The 20,142-nt window shown below is 67.9% G+C and carries 19 protein-coding genes; 9 read left to right on the top strand and 10 right to left on the bottom strand.

Annotated elements, in window-relative coordinates:
* Nucleotides 1-76: 76 nt before the first annotated feature.
* The 8 genes from LU671_RS15950 to LU671_RS15915 all read right to left on the bottom strand — a co-directional run bounded on the left by LU671_RS15950 (nucleotide 77) and on the right by LU671_RS15915 (nucleotide 8,264).
* Nucleotides 77-1,273 (bottom strand): dipeptidase, encoded by a 1,197-nt coding sequence (locus LU671_RS15950; RefSeq protein ID WP_232856198.1) that lies wholly within the window; start codon nucleotides 1,271-1,273, stop codon nucleotides 77-79.
* Between the two features lie 48 nt (nucleotides 1,274-1,321).
* On the bottom strand, nucleotides 1,322-2,278 hold the full coding sequence (locus LU671_RS15945; protein WP_232856197.1) for an ABC transporter substrate-binding protein: 957 nt from the start codon (nucleotides 2,276-2,278) through the stop codon (nucleotides 1,322-1,324).
* A gap of 15 nt (nucleotides 2,279-2,293) precedes the next feature.
* Complete coding sequence (locus LU671_RS15940) at nucleotides 2,294-3,112, bottom strand: class II aldolase/adducin family protein (RefSeq protein ID WP_232856196.1); 819 nt, start codon at nucleotides 3,110-3,112, stop codon at nucleotides 2,294-2,296.
* Nucleotides 3,109-4,053 (bottom strand): D-isomer specific 2-hydroxyacid dehydrogenase family protein, encoded by a 945-nt coding sequence (locus LU671_RS15935; RefSeq protein WP_232856195.1) that lies wholly within the window; start codon nucleotides 4,051-4,053, stop codon nucleotides 3,109-3,111. Before LU671_RS15935 ends, LU671_RS15940 begins: the two co-directional genes overlap by 4 nt.
* Nucleotides 4,050-5,240 carry an acyl-CoA dehydrogenase family protein gene (locus tag LU671_RS15930; protein ID WP_232856194.1) on the bottom strand — a complete coding sequence of 397 codons (1,191 nt, stop codon included), beginning with the start codon at nucleotides 5,238-5,240 and terminating at the stop codon, nucleotides 4,050-4,052. Before LU671_RS15930 ends, LU671_RS15935 begins: the two co-directional genes overlap by 4 nt.
* Complete coding sequence (locus LU671_RS15925; protein ID WP_442964134.1) at nucleotides 5,237-5,998, bottom strand: ABC transporter ATP-binding protein; 762 nt, start codon at nucleotides 5,996-5,998, stop codon at nucleotides 5,237-5,239. The genes LU671_RS15930 and LU671_RS15925 overlap by 4 nt, the downstream gene beginning before the upstream one ends.
* 2 nt (nucleotides 5,999-6,000) lie before the next feature.
* Nucleotides 6,001-6,816 carry an ABC transporter permease gene (locus tag LU671_RS15920; RefSeq protein ID WP_232856193.1) on the bottom strand — a complete coding sequence of 272 codons (816 nt, stop codon included), beginning with the start codon at nucleotides 6,814-6,816 and terminating at the stop codon, nucleotides 6,001-6,003.
* Nucleotides 6,817-7,367: 551 nt separating this feature from the next.
* Nucleotides 7,368-8,264, bottom strand: coding sequence for a LysR family transcriptional regulator (locus LU671_RS15915; RefSeq protein ID WP_203646635.1), 897 nt, complete (start codon nucleotides 8,262-8,264; stop codon nucleotides 7,368-7,370).
* 110 nt (nucleotides 8,265-8,374) lie between these two features.
* Between LU671_RS15915 and LU671_RS15910 the strand changes: the two genes are divergently transcribed.
* Together LU671_RS15910 and LU671_RS15905 are read left to right on the top strand one after the other, a co-directional pair.
* Nucleotides 8,375-8,977: a cysteine dioxygenase gene (locus LU671_RS15910; protein WP_232856192.1), complete on the top strand. Its 603-nt coding sequence runs from the start codon at nucleotides 8,375-8,377 to the stop codon at nucleotides 8,975-8,977.
* Entirely contained in the window at nucleotides 8,974-10,557 is a 1,584-nt protein-coding gene (locus tag LU671_RS15905; protein WP_232856191.1) for a rhodanese-related sulfurtransferase, read from the top strand. The genes LU671_RS15910 and LU671_RS15905 overlap by 4 nt, the downstream gene beginning before the upstream one ends.
* A gap of 174 nt (nucleotides 10,558-10,731) precedes the next feature.
* Here LU671_RS15905 and paaX read toward each other — a convergent pair whose 3' ends face one another.
* Nucleotides 10,732-11,655, bottom strand: a complete 924-nt coding sequence (paaX, locus tag LU671_RS15900) for a phenylacetic acid degradation operon negative regulatory protein PaaX (protein WP_232856190.1) — start codon at nucleotides 11,653-11,655, stop codon at nucleotides 10,732-10,734.
* A gap of 59 nt (nucleotides 11,656-11,714) precedes the next feature.
* On the bottom strand, nucleotides 11,715-12,314 hold the full coding sequence (gene paaY / locus LU671_RS15895; RefSeq protein ID WP_232856189.1) for a phenylacetic acid degradation protein PaaY: 600 nt from the start codon (nucleotides 12,312-12,314) through the stop codon (nucleotides 11,715-11,717).
* A 340-nt stretch (nucleotides 12,315-12,654) separates the two neighbouring features.
* Here paaY and paaF point away from each other — a divergent pair, with 340 nt between their 5' ends.
* The 7 genes from paaF (at nucleotide 12,655) to paaA (ending at nucleotide 20,121) form a co-directional block, all read left to right on the top strand.
* Entirely contained in the window at nucleotides 12,655-13,428 is a 774-nt protein-coding gene (paaF, locus tag LU671_RS15890; RefSeq protein ID WP_232856188.1) for a 2,3-dehydroadipyl-CoA hydratase PaaF, read from the top strand.
* Between the two features lie 31 nt (nucleotides 13,429-13,459).
* Nucleotides 13,460-14,254 carry a 2-(1,2-epoxy-1,2-dihydrophenyl)acetyl-CoA isomerase PaaG gene (gene paaG, locus LU671_RS15885; RefSeq protein ID WP_232856187.1) on the top strand — a complete coding sequence of 265 codons (795 nt, stop codon included), beginning with the start codon at nucleotides 13,460-13,462 and terminating at the stop codon, nucleotides 14,252-14,254.
* A gap of 2 nt (nucleotides 14,255-14,256) precedes the next feature.
* Nucleotides 14,257-15,774, top strand: coding sequence for a 3-hydroxyacyl-CoA dehydrogenase PaaH (gene paaH, locus LU671_RS15880; RefSeq protein WP_232856186.1), 1,518 nt, complete (start codon nucleotides 14,257-14,259; stop codon nucleotides 15,772-15,774).
* The gene (gene paaI, locus LU671_RS15875) at nucleotides 15,767-16,216 is read left to right on the top strand and encodes a hydroxyphenylacetyl-CoA thioesterase PaaI (protein WP_232856185.1); all 450 of its coding nucleotides are present in this window, start codon (nucleotides 15,767-15,769) and stop codon (nucleotides 16,214-16,216) included. The genes paaH and paaI overlap by 8 nt, the downstream gene beginning before the upstream one ends.
* Nucleotides 16,209-17,429 carry a 3-oxoadipyl-CoA thiolase gene (pcaF, locus tag LU671_RS15870; protein ID WP_110737012.1) on the top strand — a complete coding sequence of 407 codons (1,221 nt, stop codon included), beginning with the start codon at nucleotides 16,209-16,211 and terminating at the stop codon, nucleotides 17,427-17,429. Before paaI ends, pcaF begins: the two co-directional genes overlap by 8 nt.
* A 94-nt stretch (nucleotides 17,430-17,523) precedes the next feature.
* Complete coding sequence (gene paaK / locus LU671_RS15865) at nucleotides 17,524-18,843, top strand: phenylacetate--CoA ligase PaaK (protein WP_110737010.1); 1,320 nt, start codon at nucleotides 17,524-17,526, stop codon at nucleotides 18,841-18,843.
* 288 nt (nucleotides 18,844-19,131) lie between these two features.
* The gene (gene paaA / locus LU671_RS15860) at nucleotides 19,132-20,121 is read left to right on the top strand and encodes a 1,2-phenylacetyl-CoA epoxidase subunit PaaA (protein ID WP_232856184.1); all 990 of its coding nucleotides are present in this window, start codon (nucleotides 19,132-19,134) and stop codon (nucleotides 20,119-20,121) included.
* Nucleotides 20,122-20,142: the final 21 nt, after the last annotated feature.

Genomic DNA, 20,142 nt, shown 5'->3' with positions numbered 1-20,142 from the left:
GCGGCCCCGACGATCGACGATGTGACACCAATGCCTGGGGGCTGCGATGCAGCCCTTTCGCGGCACAAGGCCGCTCCTACAGTGGACACGTAGATTGCGCTTCTTCCATCACCCGCAACAGGTTCCCACCCCAGATATCCGCCAGGTCCTGCTCGCTGTACCCCGCCGCCAGCAACCGCGCAGTGATCTCTGGCAACTGGCTGACATCGCGCAACCCCTCCACCCCGCCACCACCGTCCCAGTCAGCGCCGATGCCGACATGCCGCGGGCCAACCACCTCGAGGATGTGCAGCAGATGACGCATGAAGTCGTCCAGGCTGGTCGCCGGCAACGGATACCGGGCTTCGGCCTCGCGTATGCGCCGGGCCAGGTCCGCCACCTGCGCCGGCGGCAGGCTGGCCGCCAGGCGGAACTCCCGGTACAGCGGCGCCAGGGCCTTGTCCCGCTCGGGGTTCGGCGCACGCGGCACCAGGTCGCTGGCGTAGGTGTTGACCTGCACCACTCCACCCTTGGCGGCGAGATGGCGCAATCGTTCGTCATCGAGATTGCGCGGATGCGGGCCGATGGCCCGGGCCCCGGAATGCGAGGCGATCACCGGGGCGCTGGACAACGCCAGCACCTGGTCGAACACCGCATCGGAGGCATGGGACACGTCAATGAGGATTCCCAGGCGGTTGGCCGCCTGCACCAGTTCGCGGCCAGCCGGGCTCAGCCCATGCCAATTCGGCAACGCGGTGGCCGAGTCGGCGAAGTCGTTGTTCTGCGCATGCACCAGGCCCAGCATGCGCAAACCCAGGCGGTGGTAAGTGGCCAACCGGCCGGGGTCGGCCGCCAGCGGTTCGGCATTCTCCATGCTGATCAGCACCACCCGCCGGCCGGAGGCGACGATCGCCGGCACCTCCTGCGCCCGCGTGGCCAGGGCGAATGCGTCCGGCCGGGCGGCGACCATGTCGCGGATCCGGGTGATCACCGCCAGGCCATGCTCGCTGGCCAGGGTACGGCCCTCGGGCGTGAGCGGTCCCTGGGGGGTGAAGATGGCGAAGAAACCGCCGTCCAGACCACCGTCGCACATGCGCGGCAGGTCGACCTGGGACAGGTCGTCGGCATAGCGGTGGCGCTGGCCGATGTCCCAGCCGGGCCGGGCCAGTTGCATGGGCGTGTCCAGGTGGCTGTCGAGGACAATCAGGCGTTCGTGGAGGGCGCGGACATCGGCCAGCGCGCAGCCGCAGGCGAGCATCAACGCCACCCAGACATATCGAGTTGAGCGAGGCATAGAATTCCTTATTGCCAGGCGCGGTCCCTGTAGGAGCGGCCGCGTTAATCACGAAGCCCAGCTGAAACTCCGATCCCACAACGGCGCCACATCCAGGCGCTGGGGCAGCACGCCGGCGGCGTAGAAAGTGTCGGCCACATCCTGCTGCGAGCGCACCGCGGCATCGTCCACCGCCTGCAGCACCCGCGGCCCGCTCTGGGCCTTGTACTGGGCGATGAACACTTCCCGGGGAATGCCCAGCACCTGCTCGCAACGCGCGGCCCAGGCCTCGGGGTGGTGCTGCACCCACTGCCAGCTGCGGTACTCGCGGCGCACGTAGTCCTCGATCGCCGCGCGCTTGCGCGGATCTTCGATCGCCCGCTGGTTGGCGGCGATCACGTAGTTGCCCGACAGGTAGCCCTGCCCGGTGCGCAGCACCCGCGCCCCGCTGCGCAGCTCGGCCAGCTGGATGAAGTAGCCGAAGGTCACCCAGACATCCAGGTTGCCGTTCTGGAACGCGGCGAAACCATCCTGGGGCGTCAGCGCCAGGGGCTGGATGTCCGCCAGGGTAAGGCCCTGGTCCTTGAGGGCGCGCAGCAGCATGTAGTGCGAGGACGTGGAGCGGATGTACCCCACCCGCTTGCCCGGCAGCTCGGCCAGCGACTGCATGGTCGAGCCCTTGGGCACGACAAAGGCCTGGTTGTTGACGTCACCGGTCAGCACGGCGATGAGCCTGACCGGCGCCTGGTTGCGGATGCCGAAGATCGGCGGGATCTCGCTCATCGGCGCCAGGTCCAGGGTACCGCTGATCAACGTTTCAAAGCCGAGGTTGCCGCCGTTGAACTCGGCGTATTTCACCGCGTAGGGCGGGCGCTCGATGCCGGCCTCCTCGAAGAAGGTCGGCGCGGCGCCCTTGTAGGTGGCCACGCCCAGGGTCAGCCCCTGCCAGTCGCGGGCAAAGGCGCCAGGCAGCGCGCAGGCGAGCCCGCCCAGGGCGCTGTACTGCAGAAAACGACGGCGATTCATGGCGCCTCCTTGCACTCAGTCGAGAAAATCGGGTTCGTCGCGCAGCAGGCGGTCCCAGTACGGCTGGAAGCTGAACCAGCCGCCGAACTCGGTGCCGACCTGGCGCGCGGTGTGCTCGGCTACCGCCGCCGGGATCGGCCGCGGCGTGCCGGCGGCCTCGGCCAGCAGTTGCGCATGGGCGGCGTTGTCCAGGGCGATGAAGCGCCACGCCGCGGCCTCTACCGTGCGCCCGACCGTGAGCAGCCCATGGTTCTGCAGGATCAGCGCGACCTTGTCCGGCCCCAGGGTGGCGGCGATACGCGCCCCCTCGCTGGCCTCCAGCACCACCCCGGTGAAGTTGTCGAACAGCACGTGCTTGCCATGAAAGGCGCAGGCGTCCTGGGTCAGCGGGTCGAGCAGGCGTCCCAGGCTCGACCACGCCTTGCCGTACAACGAATGGGCATGGGCGGCGGCCACCACGTCCGGACGCGCCTCGTGCAGCGCCGCATGGATGGCGAAGGCGGCCAGGTTCAACGCGCCCTGCCCTTCGACGATCTCGCCCCGTGGGTTGACCAGCAGCAGGTCGCTGACGCGGATATGGCCGAAGTACACGCCCACCGGATTGACCCAGAAGTGATCGGGGTACTGAGGGTCGCGCACGGTAATATGGCCGGCGCCACCCATGTCGAAGCCGTGCCGGGCGAACAGCCGGAACGAACCGGCCAGGCGCTGCTTGCGCAGCAACCGCTCGGCCTCGTGGGTCGATTGTTGCGGCGGGTCCTGCCAGCGATGCACGGTGTGGCCGTCGCGGGGCAATGAATAGGCGGTGGGTAGGCGGCTCAGCCTGGCGCTCATGCGGTCTCTCCTTGGGCCAGCAGGTTCTCCAGCGGTCGTCCGCTACGGAAATGGTCGAGGTTGCGCGCCAACAGCGCGGCGAGGTTGCGGTACACCTGCGCCGTGTTGGCCGAGGTGTGGGGGCTCAGCCGGACCTGGGGGTGGCTGTACAGCCGGTGCCCGGCCGGCAGCGGCTCGGGCTCGGTGACGTCGAGGCTGGCCAGCGCCAGCTGGCCACTGTCCAGGGCCTCGAGCAAGGCGTCCTGGTCCACCAGGGCGCCACGGGCAATATTGATCAGGTGCAGACTGGGCTTGGCGTGGGCGAGGCTGCGCCGATCGACCACATGCCGGGTCGACGGGTCGGCCGGCGCCGCCAGCACCAGGTGATCGGCGCGGGCGAACAGCTCCTCGAGGCTGGCCACGCCCCGTACGCCGGGCACCTCGAACGGCCTGGCCGAACGGCGCAGGGCAATCACCTCGATGTCCAGGGCCAGGGCCTTGCGCGCCAGGGCCTGGCCGATCCGCCCGAAGCCGTAGAGACCCAAGGTGCTGCCGGCCAGCGAGGCCAGCGGACGTGGTTGCCATTGCCCGGGTTCGTCGATCCACAGATGTGGCAGTTGCTTGGCGGCGGCGAACATCGATGCCAGGGCGAATTCGGCCAGGCTGTCCGCCGTCACCCCGCGAGCACTGGCCACAGGCAGCGGCTTGAGCAGCCAGCCGGGAAAGTAGTCGATGCCGGAGCTGACCAGTTGCACGAAGCCGAGCCCGAACGGCCAGCCCGAGGGCGGCGCAACGGCGTCACGCAGGCTAGCGTCGGGCGCGGCCAAAAGGACCCGTACATCGTCCGGCAGGCCATGGGGCACACCCCTGGGTAGCGCCAGGATCTCCACGCCCGGCACGGCGGCGGCCAGCAACGCGTTGAACCGGGCGTCCAGCTGGCTGGCGATACGCACGCCGCTCATGCCTGGCCGCCACGGCTGGGCAAGGCGAACGCCGCGCGACCGGCGGCGCCGAGCACCGCGTCGTTCTGCGGCGTGTGGATACGGCTGCACAGCACGTCGCGGTAATGCCGCTCAAGCGGATTGCCCCGGGCCAGCGCCGGGTTGCCGATGGCCTCCACGCCCAGCTCGACGGCGCTGATGGCCTGGGTGGTCACCAGGTACTTGACCTGGGTGGCCTCGCTTGCCGGGATGCGCCCTTCGGCGGCGGCGTCGAGCAGGACCCGGTTGGACAGCAGCAAGGCATCGATGCGCCCCACCAGTTCCTGGAATCGCGACAGGCTCGACAGCGGCGCGCCGAGGTTGCCCGGCGTGCGCCCGGCCAGCCAGCCCACCAGCCAGTCGCGGGCGGCCCGGGCGACGCCGTCGTAGATGCTCGACAGCAGCACGGCCAGCCACAGTACGCCGTTGTGGTCGAGCTCGGACGGGCGTGGCTGGTGCGCCGGGAGGACATCCACGGCCTGTTCGGCGGGCACCAGTACATCATCGAAAATCACATCGTGGCTGCAGGTGGCACGCATGCCCAGGTGGTCCCAGGTTTCCTCGATGCGGATGCCCGGCGTGTCGCGGTGCACCAGCCAGGTGCCGACCCGCGGTTCGGCCTCGTCGCTGCGTGCCCACACCGCCAGCCAGGTCAGCCCGGGGATGCCGGTGGAGTAGATCTTGCGCCCGCTGATCCGCCAGCCCTCGGCCACCCGCCGGGCGACGGTGCCCGGCAGGCCGCCCCGCGCCGGGGTGCCCAGCTCCGGCTCGACACGCAGGGCGTTGACCAGCGCGCCGTCAGTCACCGCCTCGCGGGCCAGGCGCAGGCGCAGGTGCTCGGGCCAGGCCTGGTTCTGCTGCAGGCGGGCATGCTGCAGGTACTGCATCACCAGCACCAGGGCGGTGGACGGCTCGCCCCGGGCCACGGCGGCGATCACCCGCCGGGCCTGGGCCAGCGTCGCTTCGCTGCCACCCAGGCGGCGCGGCACGGTCAGGGCCAGTAGGCCGTGTTCATGCAGGCGGCGCAGGTTGGCGTGGGGGAAGCTGCCCCGGCGATCATGCTCGGCGGCGCTGGCGGCAAATTCGTCGCTCAGGCGGGCCAGCAGGTCGGCGAAGGCCGGCGAATCGAGATCGGGCGCCTTGGCGCTGGTGTGCAGGTCGAGGCTCATCGTTGGGCGGTCCGTGCGAGGGTGTGGGCATGGCTGGCCGCGGGCGCTTCGACGCCGAGCAGGGCCAGCAGGTGTTGGCGCAGTTCCTGGAAGCCACAGCTGGCCACCTCGCGGTGACGCGGCAGGCGGATCGGGATCTGCTCGGCGAGGCGCCCCGCCTCCAGCACCACCACGCGGTCGGCCAGCAGCAAGGCCTCGTCGACATCGTGGGTGACCAGCAGCACCGACGGCTGATGGGTGCGCCACAGTTCGAGGATCAACTGGTGCATGCGGATGCGGGTCAAGGCATCCAGCGCGGCGAACGGCTCGTCGAGCAGCAGCAGTTGCGGCTCGCGCACCAATGCCCGGGCCAGGGCCACGCGCTGGGCCTCGCCGCCGGACAGGGTGCCCGGCCAGGCCTCGGTGCGGTGCGCCAGGCCCACCTCACGCAGCGCCGCCAGGGCACGCGCTTTCGGCTCGGCGCCCCTCAGGCCCAGGACGACATTGCGCCAGGCACGCTTCCAGGGCATCAGCCGTGGTTCCTGGAACACCGCCGCATGGGCGCCAGGCACCTCCAGGGTGCCCGCCTCCACCCGGTCGAGCCCGGCCAGCGCCCGCAGCAGGGTGGTCTTGCCCGAGCCGCTGCGGCCGAGCAAGGCGACGAACTCGCCGGGTGCCAGGTCCAGGTCCAGGCCGTCGAGCACCGTGTGGCCCTGGAACCTGCGCGTGAGCCCGCGCACCCGCACCGGGGGGCGCAGGCGTTGCAGTGCGACTTCCATGGTCAGTTCCTTATGAAGGTGGGGCGCCAGGCCAGGGCCAGGCGTTCGAGCAGGCGCACCAGGGCGTCGATGGACAGCCCCAGCACGCTGTAGACGATCAGGCAGATGACGATGACATCGGTGCGCATGAAGTCGCGGGCGTCATTGACCAGGTAACCCAGGCCAGCACTGGCGTTGATCTGCTCGACCACCACCAGGCCCAGCCAGCTGATGCCGAAGGCGTAGCGCAGGCCGACGAAGAATGCCGGCAGCGCGCCGGGCAGGATCACATGCCAGACCAGCCCCAGGCGGCCCAGGCCGAACAGTTGCCCGGCCTCCACCAACTTGGGGTCGACGCCGCGGATGCCGGAGAACAGGGTGAGGTACACCGGGAAGGTGGTACCCAGGGCAATCAGGGCGATCTTGGGCGTCTCGCCCACGCCGAACCACAGGATGAACAGCGGCACGATGGCCAGGAACGGCAAGGTGCGCAGCATCTGCACCGGCGAGTCGATGGCCAGCTCGCCGCGCCGTGACAGGCCTGCGAGCAAGGCCAGCAGAGTGCCCACGCTGACACCGATGGCCAGGCCGCTCAGGGCGCGCTTGAGAGACACCCACAGGTGCCCGGCCAGCTCGCCGCTGGCGATCATCTGCCAGAGGGTGTCGCCGATGGCGCTGGGCGCGGCGATGATTCGCGGCGGCAACATGCCGCTGCGCGAGGCCAGCTCCCAGGCCGCCAGCAGCAGCAACGGGCTGACCAGTCGCAGGCCCAGGTTGCGAAAGCCCTGCCAGTGCAGCAGGGCTGTGATGGGTACCAGGGTGTTGCTGTACCGGGACATTCCATCTCCTCGCTCAAGGCCGTTCCATTGATTGCTGGCGGTGGCGGGAGTGTGGATCGAGCCCGCCGGTGCCTGGCTTGATCCTTATGCTATCGATCTTAAAAAGGGACGTGAAATTCGATCTGCTTCTAACCTAATATAGAAAATGTGCATTTATTGATCGTTATTATATAAATAATATTTTAAGTGTTCGGGCGCAGGGCTATTGCTTGCGTGATGGCCGCCAGGTGTCCGCCGCAACCCTTGCAGCGCCCTCAAGATCGAGCGCCGCCCGCGCGGCGCATCGCGGCACAAGGCCGCTCCTACATCTGTTTCGGGCCAGTCAAACCTGTGCCATTACCTGGTACGCCTTGTGGGCAATACTGCCGCCTAACCTGTCTCAAGGCATGCACCAAGGCGGGCAACCATGGCCTGACAGGTTTGGCACGTTGCAACAAATGTAGGAGCGGCCTTGTGCCGCGATGCGCCGCGCGGGCGGCGCTCGATCTCATAGGCGCTGCAAGGCTATCGCCAGGCACCTCTTCGCCTAAACACGATCAAAACCCAAAACCTCACCCCTGACTCACCACCCGCTGCGCCACCGTCTCGCCAAACAACGCCACCGGCGCCTGCAAATTCCCAAGAAAACGCGGATGAATCAGCCACAGGTCAATCACCGGCTTGAAATCACTCACCTGCACAATCTCCAGGCGCTCGCGATGACGGCTGTTGTCCAGCAACGGCCGCGGCACCAGGCCGAAGCCCAGGCCATTGGCGATCAAGCCCAACTGCAGCTCGGTACCGAAGGTCTCCAGGTTGATCCGCAGCGACAGCCCTTCGTCGTTCAGCGCCCGCTGCAGGCCGGCACGGAAGCCGCAGCCGTCGGGGTTGAGCACCCAGCCGCGCTGGTAGCAATCGGCGAGCTTGCAACTGCGCTTGCCCACCTCGCCACGGGCGGCCACCACCACCAGGTCCATACGCGCCAGCGAACGGCCGACGATGCCCTCGGGGAACACCTTGCCGGCCGGGAACAGCGCCGCCACGGCGTCCAGCTCGCCGTTTTCCATCTTGCCCAGCAGATGGCTGCCCCAACCGGTGGCGACCTGGGTCTGCAGGTCGGGGTACAGCGCCTTGAGCTGGCTCAGGGCGTCAAGCAGTACCACGTCACCGATGGTCTGTGGCACCCCCAGGCGCAGGGCGCCGCTGGGCGAAGAGTCGCTCAGCACCAGCTCGCGCAGCGCGTCCATCTCGCGCAGCACCGCCCGGCACTGCTCGTAGACGCGCATGCCCATGGGCGTGGGTTTCAGCGGTTTGGTGTTGCGGTCCAGCAGGCTGACGCCCAGGGCCTCCTCGAAGTTCTGCACCCGACGGGTGATGGCTGGCTGGGTCAGGCGCAGCGATTCGGCCGCCTGGCTGATGGACTGGCTGCGGATGACGGCCACGAATGCATCGATATCATCTATCTTCATTCTTAATTCGCATAATAAATATCTGGAAAAATACGCAACAAGAATAATACCTTTTCCCTCGCCACGGTAGCGCCCGGCGCTGCCTCATCTCATGGACATCGAGGGAACCCATGTCTCAAACGCCCAACCTCGGACGGCTACGCGGCTTCATCGGCGAGCTGGCCGACCTCCTCGCCCAGGCGCCGGACGAGCCGCGCCTGCTCGACCACGGCGCGCGGCTGCTGCGCGAGCTGGTCAGTGTCGACGACTGGCTGCCGGACGACTACGCCCGGCCCAACCCGGAGCGCTACCAGCAATACCTGCTGCACGCCGATTCCAGCCAGCGCTTCTCCATCGTCAGTTTCGTCTGGGGGCCGGGGCAGGAAACCCCGGTGCACGACCACCGTACCTGGGGGCTGATCGGCATGCTGCGCGGCAGCGAGATCAGCCAGGGCTATGCCCTGGCGCAGGGTGGCCTGCAGCAGGAGGGGCCGGCCGAACGACTGGAGCCCGGCCAGGTGATCGCGGTGTCGCCGCGCATCGGCGACCTGCACCAGGTGCGCAACGCCCATGCCGACCGCACCTCCATCAGCATCCATGTCTACGGCGCCAATATCGGCGCGGTGCGGCGTGCGGTGTACAGCGCCGAGGGCACAGAGAAGCCCTTCATTTCCGGCTATTCCAACAACCACCTGCCCAACCTCTGGGATCTGTCGAAAGAGAACCGCGCATGAGCCAGACCACCCACCGCAGCTACCACGCCATCCGCACCGCCCTCCTTGCCGGCCAGGAGCTGGCCTTGCTCGATGTCCGCGAGGAAGACCCGTTCGCCCAGGCCCATCCGCTGTTCGCCGCCAATGTGCCGCTGTCACGCCTGGAGCTGGAGATCTACGCCCGAGTGCCACGCCGTGACACGCCCATCACCGTCTACGACGACGGCGAAGGCCTGGCGTCGACCGCCGCGCAGCGCCTGCTCAGCCTCGGCTACACCGACGTGGCCCTGCTCGAAGGCGGCCTGGCCGGTTGGCGCCAAGCGGGCGGCGAACTGTTCCGCGATGTCAATGTACCGAGCAAGGCCTTTGGCGAACTGATCGAGGCCGAACGCCATACGCCCTCGTTGGCTGCCGAAGAGGTCAAGGCGCTGCTGGACGCCAACGCCGATGTGGTGGTGCTGGATGCCCGCCGCTTCGACGAATACCAGACCATGAGCATCCCCGGCGGCATCAGCGTGCCCGGCGCCGAACTGGTGCTGCGCGTGGCGGAGCTGGCCCCCGATCCGGGCACCCGGGTGATCGTCAACTGCGCCGGGCGCACCCGCAGCATCATCGGCACCCAGTCGCTGGTCAATGCCGGTATTCCCAACCCGGTGGCGGCCCTGCGCAACGGCACCATCGGCTGGACCCTCGCCGGGCAGACGCTGGAGCAAGGCCAGTCGCGCCGTTTCCGCGCCGTGACCGCCGCCACCCGTGACAGCGCCGCGCAACGCGCCCGCCAGGTGGCCGACCGTGCCGGTGTGGCGCGCATCGATCTGGCAGGCCTGCGCCGATGGCAGGCCGAAGCGCAGCGCACCACCTACCTGTTCGATGTGCGCACGCCAGAGGAGTTTGCCCTGGGCCACCTGCCCGGCGCCCGCTCCACGCCCGGCGGCCAGTTGGTGCAGGAGACCGACCATGTCGCCAGTGTACGCGGCGCCCGCCTGGTGCTGGTAGACGACGACGGCGTGCGCGCCAACATGAGCGCGTCGTGGCTGGCCCAGATGGGCTGGGAGGTGGCGGTGCTCGATGGGTTGTCATCGGACGACTTCACGCAAACCGGTGCCTGGGTCGCGCCCGTGCCGGTGCCGGCCCAGGCCGAGACCATCAGCCCCGCCCGCCTCGCCGACTGGCTATCGGAGCCGGATACCCAGGTACTGGACTTCACCACCAGCGCCAACCATGTCAGGCAGCATATTCCTGGCGCGGTGTGGGCGCTGCGCAGCCAGCTGAAGGAGGTGCTGGCGTCATTGTCCGGAGCGCGGCGCTTTGTCCTCACCTGCGGCTCGAGCCAGCTGGCGCGCTATGCCGCGCCGGAGGTGGCGGCGCTGAGCGGCAAGTCGGTGTTCGTGCTCGAGGGCGGCAACAGCGCCTGGATTGCCGAGGGACTGCCTACTGAGCAAGGCGAACAGCGTCTGGGTGCGCCGCGCATCGATCGCTATCGCCGCCCCTACGAGGGCACCGACAATCCGCGGGAGGCGATGCAGGGGTATCTGGATTGGGAGTTCGGGTTGGTGGACCAGTTGGGGCGGGATGGGACCCATGGTTTTTTTGTGATCTGAAGAAAAAGCACCCGACTGTCGGCCCTGTGCTGTCGATTGCGCGGCTGGCGCGCACCCTGTGGGAGCGGCTTTAGCCGCGAAGCAAGCGACGCGGTGGATGGCACCGGCTTTGCCGGTGTTCGCGGCTAAAGCCGCTCCTACAGGTCCCTGCTGAACCCATCAGTTAGATGCCAGTCAACCAAGCCCGCCAAAGCGCCGATAGTAACTCTCGTTGGCATCCGGCAACGGCCCGTCCGCCGTTTCTAGCGCGCAGGCCAGGTATTCCTCCGCCCTGCCCTGCACCAGCCGGTACAGGTTGCGGCACAGCTGCCGCGCCGCGCGCCCTTCCCAGTCACCCGGCAACAGCTCGTCCGGCAGTTGCGGATCACGCAGCAGCAGGCGGCGGTATTCATGGATCAGCAGCGTGCGCGCCAGGAAGCAGTCTTGCGGGCTCGGCGCCTCGAGGTCCTTCATGGCTTGCCACAGTGGGCGGAACAGGCGGATGAACTCGCTGTAGTGCTGGCCCAGTTCCTCGATGTTCCAGCTTTCCCGTACCTGGGCGCGCAGGGCCTTGGAGGCCAGCACTTCCTGGGCGTGGGTTTCGAAGACGATGCAGTCGTCCTCGGCGTCCTGCTCGCGCAGGGTCGCGGCGAGGTCGGCACGGTCGGTGCGTGGGCAGCCCAGCAGGTTCGCGCCCATGGCGCCGAAGCCCTGCCATTCCAGTTCTTCACGCACGGCCTTGCGCTTGCCGGCGTCGAGCTGCGCCAGCAGCACCAGGGTCCAGGCGCCGTTCCAGGCCGGCAAACTGGCGCTGTAGACGCGCTTGAAGGCTTTCTCGAAACGCCGCCGACCGGTGCCGGTCAGGCTGTAGTAGCTGCGCCGGCCGACTTTCTCGGCGGTCAGCCAGCCTTCCTTGGTCAGGCGGAAGATCGAGGTACGGATCAACCGCTCGTTGATGCCCATCGGCTCCAGCAGGTTGATCAGGCTGCCCAGCCAGACCGTGCCGCCATGGGGTTCAATGGCATCGCCATACAGGGTGATGATCAGGGAGCTTGCGCGGATCGGCGTCTGCTCCTGGAAACGGGTGATCAGGTGGTTCAGGGGGGCAAGGCTGCTCATGGGGGAACGAGGCGCGGCTAAAGCCTCGACTATACCTGCCTGCCGCGACCGCGCAAGGCTCATGCGCCGCCCTCGGCCTTGGGCCGGAAGCCGGAGTCGCCCATGCGTGGGCGGTCAGCTTCGGGCGCAGTCAGCGGCGGGCACTCCACCAGCGCGGTCATGCAGCGCCGGGCCAGGCTGTGGTATTCGGCGGTGCCGCGCTGCTTCCAGGCCAGTTCCTGGTCGCTGAGCGGGCGCTTGACCTCGGCTGGCGCGCCAACCACCAGGCTTTGCTCCGGGCAGGTGAACCCCGCCTTGACGAAGGCCGTGGCGGCGACGATGCAGCGTGGGGCGATATGCGCGCCGTCCATGACCACCGCGTTCATGCCGACCAGTGCGTCCTCGCCTACCCGACAGCCGTGCAGCACGGCGCCATGGCCGATATGGCCGTTGCGCTCGACCAGCGTGTCGCCGCCGGGGAAACCGTGCATCACGCAGGTGTCCTGCAGGTTCGCACCCTCTTCCAGGATGATTCGCCCGAAATCGCCGCGCAGTGAGGCCAGGGGGCCGATGTAGCAGTTGGGGCCGACCAGCACGTCGCCGATCAGCACGGCGCTGGGGTGTACGTAGGCGCTAGGGTGAACCACTGGTGTCAGGCCGTCGAGGCGATAGCAGGGCATGGGCTGTGTGCTCGATATGATTCAGAAGACATGGCGATCCTGTATCAGATCAAATCACTTAGTCAATGCCTTGCTGGTGTATCGCTTTCTTCACAAAGCTTCAGACCAGTGACGACCTAATCGCTGGGCAAGCCAGCGCCAATAAATGGTTACAACAGCGAGGCAGCGTGGGAGCGGGCTTGCCCCGCGATAGTGTCACCCACCTCAAATAAAGATACGCAATTACAATTTCCATATTGATTTCCCGTATCGCTTTGTACATATACTTGCCCCAGCACCACGAACAATTCCAAGAAAAGCCGGCCCCAGCCGGCGCCGAACGTGCAGCCTGAGGTACCCCATGCCAAGCAACCTCATCGTGCAGGCCCCGGCGGACGGCGTCCGCCTGATCACCCTGCACCGCCCGCAAGCCCTCAACGCCCTGAACACGGCGCTGCTGGAAGAGCTGGCCGCAGATCTGGACGCCGCCGACCATGACCCAGAGACCCGCGCCGTGGTCATCACCGGCAGCCGCAAGGCCTTCGCCGCCGGCGCCGATATCAACGAGATGGCCCAGCGCGACCTGGTCGGCATCCTCAACGACCCGCGCGTGGCCCATTGGCAGCGCATCGCCGCCTTTGGCAAACCGCTGATCGCCGCCGTCAACGGCTTCGCCCTCGGCGGCGGTTGCGAGCTGGTGATGTGCGCCGACATCGTCATCGCCGGCAGCGACGCCCGTTTCGGCCAGCCGGAAATCAACCTCGGCATCATCCCCGGCGCCGGCGGCACCCAGCGCCTGCTGCGCGCCGTGGGCAAGCCGCTGGCCATGCAGATGGTCCTCGGCGGCGAAGCCATCGATGCCCGTCATGCCCTGCAGGCAGGCCTGGTCGGCGAAGTCACCCAGCCCGAACTCACCGTCGAGCGCGCCCTGCAGGTGGCCGCCACCATTGCCGCCAAGGCACCGCTGGCGGTGCGCCTGGCCAAGGAGGCGCTGCTCAAGGCCCAGGACATGGACCTGGCCTGCGGCCTGCGCTTCGAACGCCACGCCTTCACCCTGCTGGCCGGCACCGCCGACCGCGACGAGGGTATCCGCGCCTTCCAGGCCAAACGCCCGGCCCGATTCCAAGGGCTGTAAGCCTTCCACCGACTGACGGAGCGAGCCAGTCATGTCCTTCCAGCACATCCTGTTTTCCATCGGCGACGACGGCGTCGCCCTGCTTTCGCTGAACCGGCCCGAGCAGCTCAACAGCTTCAACAGCGCCATGCACCTGGAAGTGCGCGAGGCGCTGAAGCAGGTGCGCCAGAGCGAAACCGCCCGGGTGCTGCTGCTGACCGGCGAAGGCCGTGGCTTCTGCGCAGGCCAGGACCTGGCCGACCGCAATGTCGCCCCCGGCGCCGAGCTGCCTGACCTGGGCCAGTCCATCGAGCAGTTCTACAACCCGCTGGTGCGCAGTCTGCGCGACCTGCCGCTGCCGGTGATCTGCGCGGTCAACGGCGTGGCCGCCGGCGCCGGGGCCAACCTGCCGCTGGCCTGCGACCTGGTGCTGGCGGCGCGCTCGGCGAGCTTCATCCAGGCGTTCTGCAAGATCGGCCTGGTGCCGGACTCCGGCGGCACCTGGCTGCTGCCGCGCCTGGTCGGCATGGCCCGGGCCAAGGCGCTGGCCCTGCTCGGTGAGCGCCTGAGCGCCGAGCAGGCCGAGCAATGGGGGCTGATCCACCGGGTGGTGGACGATGCCGCGCTGCGCGACGAAGCGCTCAAGCTCGCCCGCCACCTGGCGACCCAGCCCACCTATGGCCTGGCCCTGATCAAGCGCGCCCTCAACCAGAGCTTCGACAACCGCTTCGACCAACAGCTGGAACTGGAGCGCGACCTGCAACGCCTGGCTGGGCGCAGCGAGGACTACCGCGAGGGCGTCGGCGCCTTCATGAACAAACGCACAGCTGTGTTCAAGGGGCGCTGACCATGGCCGCACTCGACAACAACGCCCTGGTGGCAGTGATCGGCGCCGGCGCCATGGGGGCTGGTATCGCCCAGGTGGCGGCCCAGGCCGGCCACCCGGTACGCCTGTATGACAACCGCCCCGGCGCCGCCGCGCAGGCCATCGAGGGTATCGACCGACAGCTCGGCCGCTTGGTGGAGAAAGGTAGGCTTACCCCCGACACCCGCAGCACCATCCGCGCTCGCCTGCAACCGATCGACAGCCTCGCCGACCTGGCCGATGCCCGCCTGGTGATCGAGGCCATCGTCGAAAGCCTGCCGATCAAGCAGGAGCTGCTACGCCAGCTTGAAGCCCACTGCGCCGACGACTGCATCCTGGCCAGCAACACCTCGTCACTGTCGATCACCAGCCTTGCCGCCGGGCTCCGGCACCCGCAACGGGTGATCGGCATGCATTTCTTCAACCCGGCACCGCTGATGGCGCTGGTGGAGGTCGTGTCCGGACTGGCCACGGCGCCGACATTGGCGAGCACCCTGTACGACACCGCCCGCAACTGGGGCAAGCAACCGGTGCACACCCGTTCGACGCCAGGCTTTATCGTCAACCGCGTGGCTCGGCCCTTCTACGCCGAAAGCCTGCGCCTGCTGCAAGAAGGCGCCGCCGACTGCGCCACCCTCGATGCCCTGCTGCGCGACGCCGGAGGCTTTCGCATGGGCGCCTTCGAGCTGACCGACCTGATCGGCCATGACGTCAACTACGCGGTGACCTGCTCGGTGTTCGAGGCGTTCTATGGCGACTTCCGCTTCCAGCCATCGCTGGTGCAAAAAGAGCTGGTCGACGCCGGGCGCCTCGGGCGCAAGACTGGCCAGGGCTTCTATAGCTACGCTGAAGGCGCCGAGCGGCCAGCGCCTGCGGCACTCACCAGCCAGGCGCCTGTCGAGCGCTGCACGGTGGAAGGTGACCTCGGTGTCCTGCGGCCCCTGGTCGAGCGCCTGCGCGCCAAGGGTATCGACGTCACCGAGCGCGCTGGCGGCGGCCTGCTGCGGGTGAGAGACGCCACCCTGGCGCTGTCCGATGGTCGCCTGGCCAGCCAGCGCGCCCGCGAGGACGGTTTGCGCAACCTGGTGCTGCTGGACCTGGCCTTGGACTACACCAGCGCCACGCGCCTGGCCATCAGTCATGGCGCCGAGTGCAGTGCCGAGGCCCTGGACCAGGCCGTTGCCCTGCTCGCCTGGGCCGGCTTGAGCGCCTACCCGGTGGCCGACCTGCCCGGCCTGGTGGTGCTGCGCACCGTGGCCATGCTCGCCAACGAAGCCGCTGACGCCGTGCTGCAAGGCGTCGGCACGCCCGGCGACATCGACCTGGCCATGCGCGCCGGGGTCAACTACCCGCGCGGCCCGCTGGCCTGGGCCGACGACCTGGGGGTCGGCTACACCCTGAACGTGCTCGACAACCTGCAACGCAGCTACGGCGAGGAACGTTATCGCCCGTCCCTGCTGCTGCGCCGCACCCACGCCGAAGGAGGCCGCCTGCATGGCTGAACAATCCGCACACACCCTGGCCCGCGCCTGCGCCCAGGCCATGTTCGCCCGCGACGCCGCCAGCCAGGGCCTGGGCATCGAACTGCTCGACGCCGGCCCAGGCAGCGCCCGGCTGGGCATGCGCGTGCGCACCGACATGCTCCAGGGCCACGGCACCTGCCACGGCGGCTACCTGTTCGCCCTGGCCGACTCGGCCTTCGCCTTCGCCTGCAACAGCTACGATGAAGCCGCCGTGGCCCTGGGTTGCAGCATCGACTATGTGGCGCCGGCACGCCTGGGCGATCAGTTGCTGGCCACCGCCAGCGAGCAGAGCCGCAAGGGCCGTACCGGCAACTACGACGTGCGCATCGAGAACCAGCAGGGCGAGCTGATCGCCCTGTTCCACGGCAAATCCTACAAAGTGCGCGGCACCGTGCTGTCGCCGGAGACCTCCCATGACTGACGCCACCCTGCCCCACGCGCTGATCATCGATGCCGTGCGCACGCCCATCGGCCGCTATGGCGGCGCCCTGTCCAGCGTGCGCCCCGATGACCTTGCCGCAGTGCCGATCAAGGCGCTGATGGCGCGCCATCCCGAGTTGGACTGGGCGGCCGTGGACGATGTCATCCTTGGCTGCGCCAACCAGGCCGGCGAAGACAACCGCAACGTCGCGCGCATGGCCGGCCTGCTGGCCGGGCTGCCGATCGAGGTGCCCGGCACCACCCTCAACCGTCTGTGCGGCTCGGGCCTGGACGCCATCGGCAACGCCGCCCGCGCCCTGCGCTGCGGCGAGGCCGGGCTGATGCTGGCCGGCGGCGTCGAATCGATGTCGCGGGCGCCCTTCGTCATGGGCAAGTCGGAACAGGCCTTCGGCCGCAGCGCGCAGCTGTTCGACACCACCATCGGCTGGCGCTTCGTCAATCCGCTGATGCAGGCGCACTACGGTATCGACTCGATGCCCGAGACCGCCGAGAACGTCGCCGAGCGTTTCGCCATCTCCCGCGAGGACCAGGACGCCTTCGCCCTGCGCAGCCAGCTCAAGGCCGCCGCCGCCCAGGCCAATGGCCGCCTGGCCCGGGAGATCGTCGCGGTGCAGATCCCCCAGCGCAAAGGCCCGGCCAAGCGTATCGAGCAGGACGAACATCCACGGGGCGACACCACCCTTGAGCAACTGGCGCGCCTGGGCACGCCGTTTCGCGAGGGCGGCAGCGTCACCGCCGGCAATGCCTCGGGGGTCAACGACGGCGCCTGCGCCCTGCTCCTGGCCAGCCCCACGGCAGCCCGGCGACATGGCCTCAAGGCTCGCGGCCGGGTGCTTGGCCTCGCGGCGGCGGGCGTCGAGCCGCGACTCATGGGCATCGGCCCGGTGCCAGCCACCCGCAAGGTACTGGAACTGACCGGCCTGTCCCTGGCCGACATGGACGTGATCGAACTCAACGAAGCCTTCGCCGCCCAGGGCCTGGCCGTGCTGCGCGAGCTGGGCCTGGCCGACGACGATCCCCGGGTCAACCCCAACGGCGGCGCCATCGCCCTGGGCCACCCGCTGGGCATGAGCGGCGCACGGCTGGTCACCACCGCCCTGCACCAGCTGGAACAGACCGGCGGGCGTTACGCCCTGTGCACCATGTGCATCGGCGTCGGCCAGGGTATCGCCCTGGTGCTCGAACGCCTCTGATCAGCCGCCAGAGACGCCACGCGACGCGGGCAGTATGCTGCCTGCCATGACACTCAGGGCTTCGGCCCATGACAAGAACAACTCGAGTGAAACCATGAACCTCTACCACGATGCCGACCGCGCCCTGCTCGACCCGATGGAAACCGCCAGCCTCGACGCGCTGCGCCAGCACCAGCTGGATCGCCTGCGCTGGAGCCTGAACCACGCCTACGCCAACGTGCCGCTGTATCGCCAGCGCTTCGACGCCTGCGGCGCCCACCCCGATGACCTGAAGTCGCTGGACGACCTGGCGAAATTCCCCTTCACCGGCAAGAACGACCTGCGCGACAACTACCCCTACGGCATGTTCGCCGTGCCCCAGGACCAGGTGGTGCGTCTGCACGCCTCCAGCGGTACCACCGGCAAGCCGACGGTGGTCGGCTACACCCAGAACGACATCGACACCTGGGCCAACGTGGTGGCGCGCTCGATCCGCGCCGCTGGCGGGCGTCGTGGCGACAAGGTGCATGTGTCCTATGGCTACGGCCTGTTCACCGGCGGCCTGGGCGCGCACTACGGTGCCGAGCGCCTGGGCTGCACGGTGATCCCCATGTCTGGCGGCCAGACCGAGAAGCAGGTGCAGCTGATCCGCGACTTCCAGCCCGACATCATCATGGTCACGCCGTCGTACATGCTCAACCTGGCCGACGAGATCGAGCGCCAGGGCATCGACCCGCACGACCTCAAGCTGCGCCTGGGCATCTTCGGCGCCGAACCCTGGACCGACGAACTGCGCCGCTCCATCGAGCAACGCCTGGGCATCGATGCGCTGGACATCTACGGGCTCTCGGAAATCATGGGCCCGGGCGTGGCCATGGAATGCCTCGAGACCAAGGACGGCCCGACCATCTGGGAGGACCACTTCTACCCCGAGATCATCGACCCGGTCAGCGGCGACGTGCTGCCGGACGGCCAGCTTGGCGAGCTGGTGTTCACCTCGTTGAGCAAGGAGGCATTGCCGATGGTGCGCTACCGCACCCGTGACCTGACCCGCCTGCTGCCCGGCACGGCGCGGCCGATGCGACGCATTGGCAAGATCACCGGGCGCAGCGACGACATGCTGATCATCCGCGGGGTCAATGTGTTCCCCACGCAGATCGAGGAACAGGTGCTCAAAATAAAACAGCTTTCAGAGTTGTATGAGATTCATCTGTATCGCAATGGCAACCTCGACAGCGTCGAGGTGCATGTGGAACTGCGCAGCGACAGCCAGTACCTCGACGAGGGCCAGCGCAAGCAGGTGGTGGGCGAGCTGGCGCGGCAGATCAAGACCTATATCGGTATCAGCACGCAGGTCCAGTTGCAGCCTTGCGGCACGCTGAAACGTTCGGAGGGCAAGGCTTGTCATGTGTATGACAAGCGGTTGGCTGGCTGACGGCAAGCGCTGAGAAGGAAGCCCCGGCATGGTCCGGGGCTTTTTTTGGCCTTTAGAAAGCTGGGGGGCGCTCTGCGCCCCTTTCGCGGCACAAGGCCGCTCCTACAGAGGAGATCGCATTCCCCTTGTAGGAGCGGCCTTGTGCCGCGAAAGGGCTGCGCAGCAGCCCCGACAATCCCAATGCGATACACAATTCTTATTTGATACATCAAATACTGTTTGATGTTGTGTTTTGTATCGCTTATAAATGACCCACGCCCCAAGCAGCCCACAACCGGGAGCCTGAACATGTACGCACAGCTCGTAGAAACCGGCGTCAAGCGCCTCAAGTCCCTGGAGGAGATGTCGCCCGAAGAGCGCGCCTTCCAGGAGAAGATCGACGCCGAGATCAAGATCGAAGCCAAAAACTGGATGCCCGAGGCCTACCGCCAGACCCTCATCCGCCAGATTTCCCAGCACGCCCACTCGGAAATCGTCGGCATGCTCCCGGAAGGCAACTGGGTCACCCGCGCGCCGTCGCTCAAGCGCAAGCTGCAGCTGATGGCCAAGATCCAGGACGAAGCCGGCCACGGCCTGTACCTGTACAGCGCCATGGAAACCCTCGGCGCCGACCGCGACGAAGAGATCGCCAGGCTGCACAGCGGCAAGGCCAAGTACTCGAGCATCTTCAACTACCCGACCCTGAGCTGGGCCGACATGGGCGCGGTGGGCTGGCTGGTGGACGGCGCGGCGATCGTCAACCAGGTGGTGCTGCAGCGCACCTCCTACGGCCCCTACTCCCGCGCCATGATCCGCATCTGCAAGGAAGAGAGCTTCCACCAGCGCCAGGGCTACGAGCTGCTGCTGACCATGATGCGCCACGGCACCCAGGCGCAGAAGGACATGGTCCAGGACGCCATCGATCGCCTGTGGTGGCCGGCGCTGATGATGTTCGGCCCCAGCGACGAGCATTCCCCCAACAGCGCCCAGTCCATGGCCTGGAAGATCAAGCGCCAGACCAACGACGAACTGCGCCAGCGCTTCATCGACCAGACCGTGCCCCAGCTCGAACTGCTCGGCTGCACTGCGCCGGACCCCGCGCTCAAGTGGAACGAGGCCCGTGGCCACTACGACTTCGGCGAGATCCAGTGGGACGAGTTCTACGAAGTGATCAAGGGCAACGGCCCGTGCAACCAGGAACGCCTGGCCACCCGGCGCAACGCCATCGAAAGCGGTGCCTGGGTGCGCGAGGCCGCCGTGGCCTATGCCCGCAAGCAACAGAACAAGAACGCCGCCTGAAGCGGCGAATGATGCGGAGAT

The organism is Pseudomonas sp. NMI760_13 (assembly GCF_021283245.1).
Classification (GTDB): domain Bacteria; phylum Pseudomonadota; class Gammaproteobacteria; order Pseudomonadales; family Pseudomonadaceae; genus Aquipseudomonas; species Aquipseudomonas peradeniyensis.
This window is presented reverse-complemented; position numbering and strand designations above follow the sequence as displayed.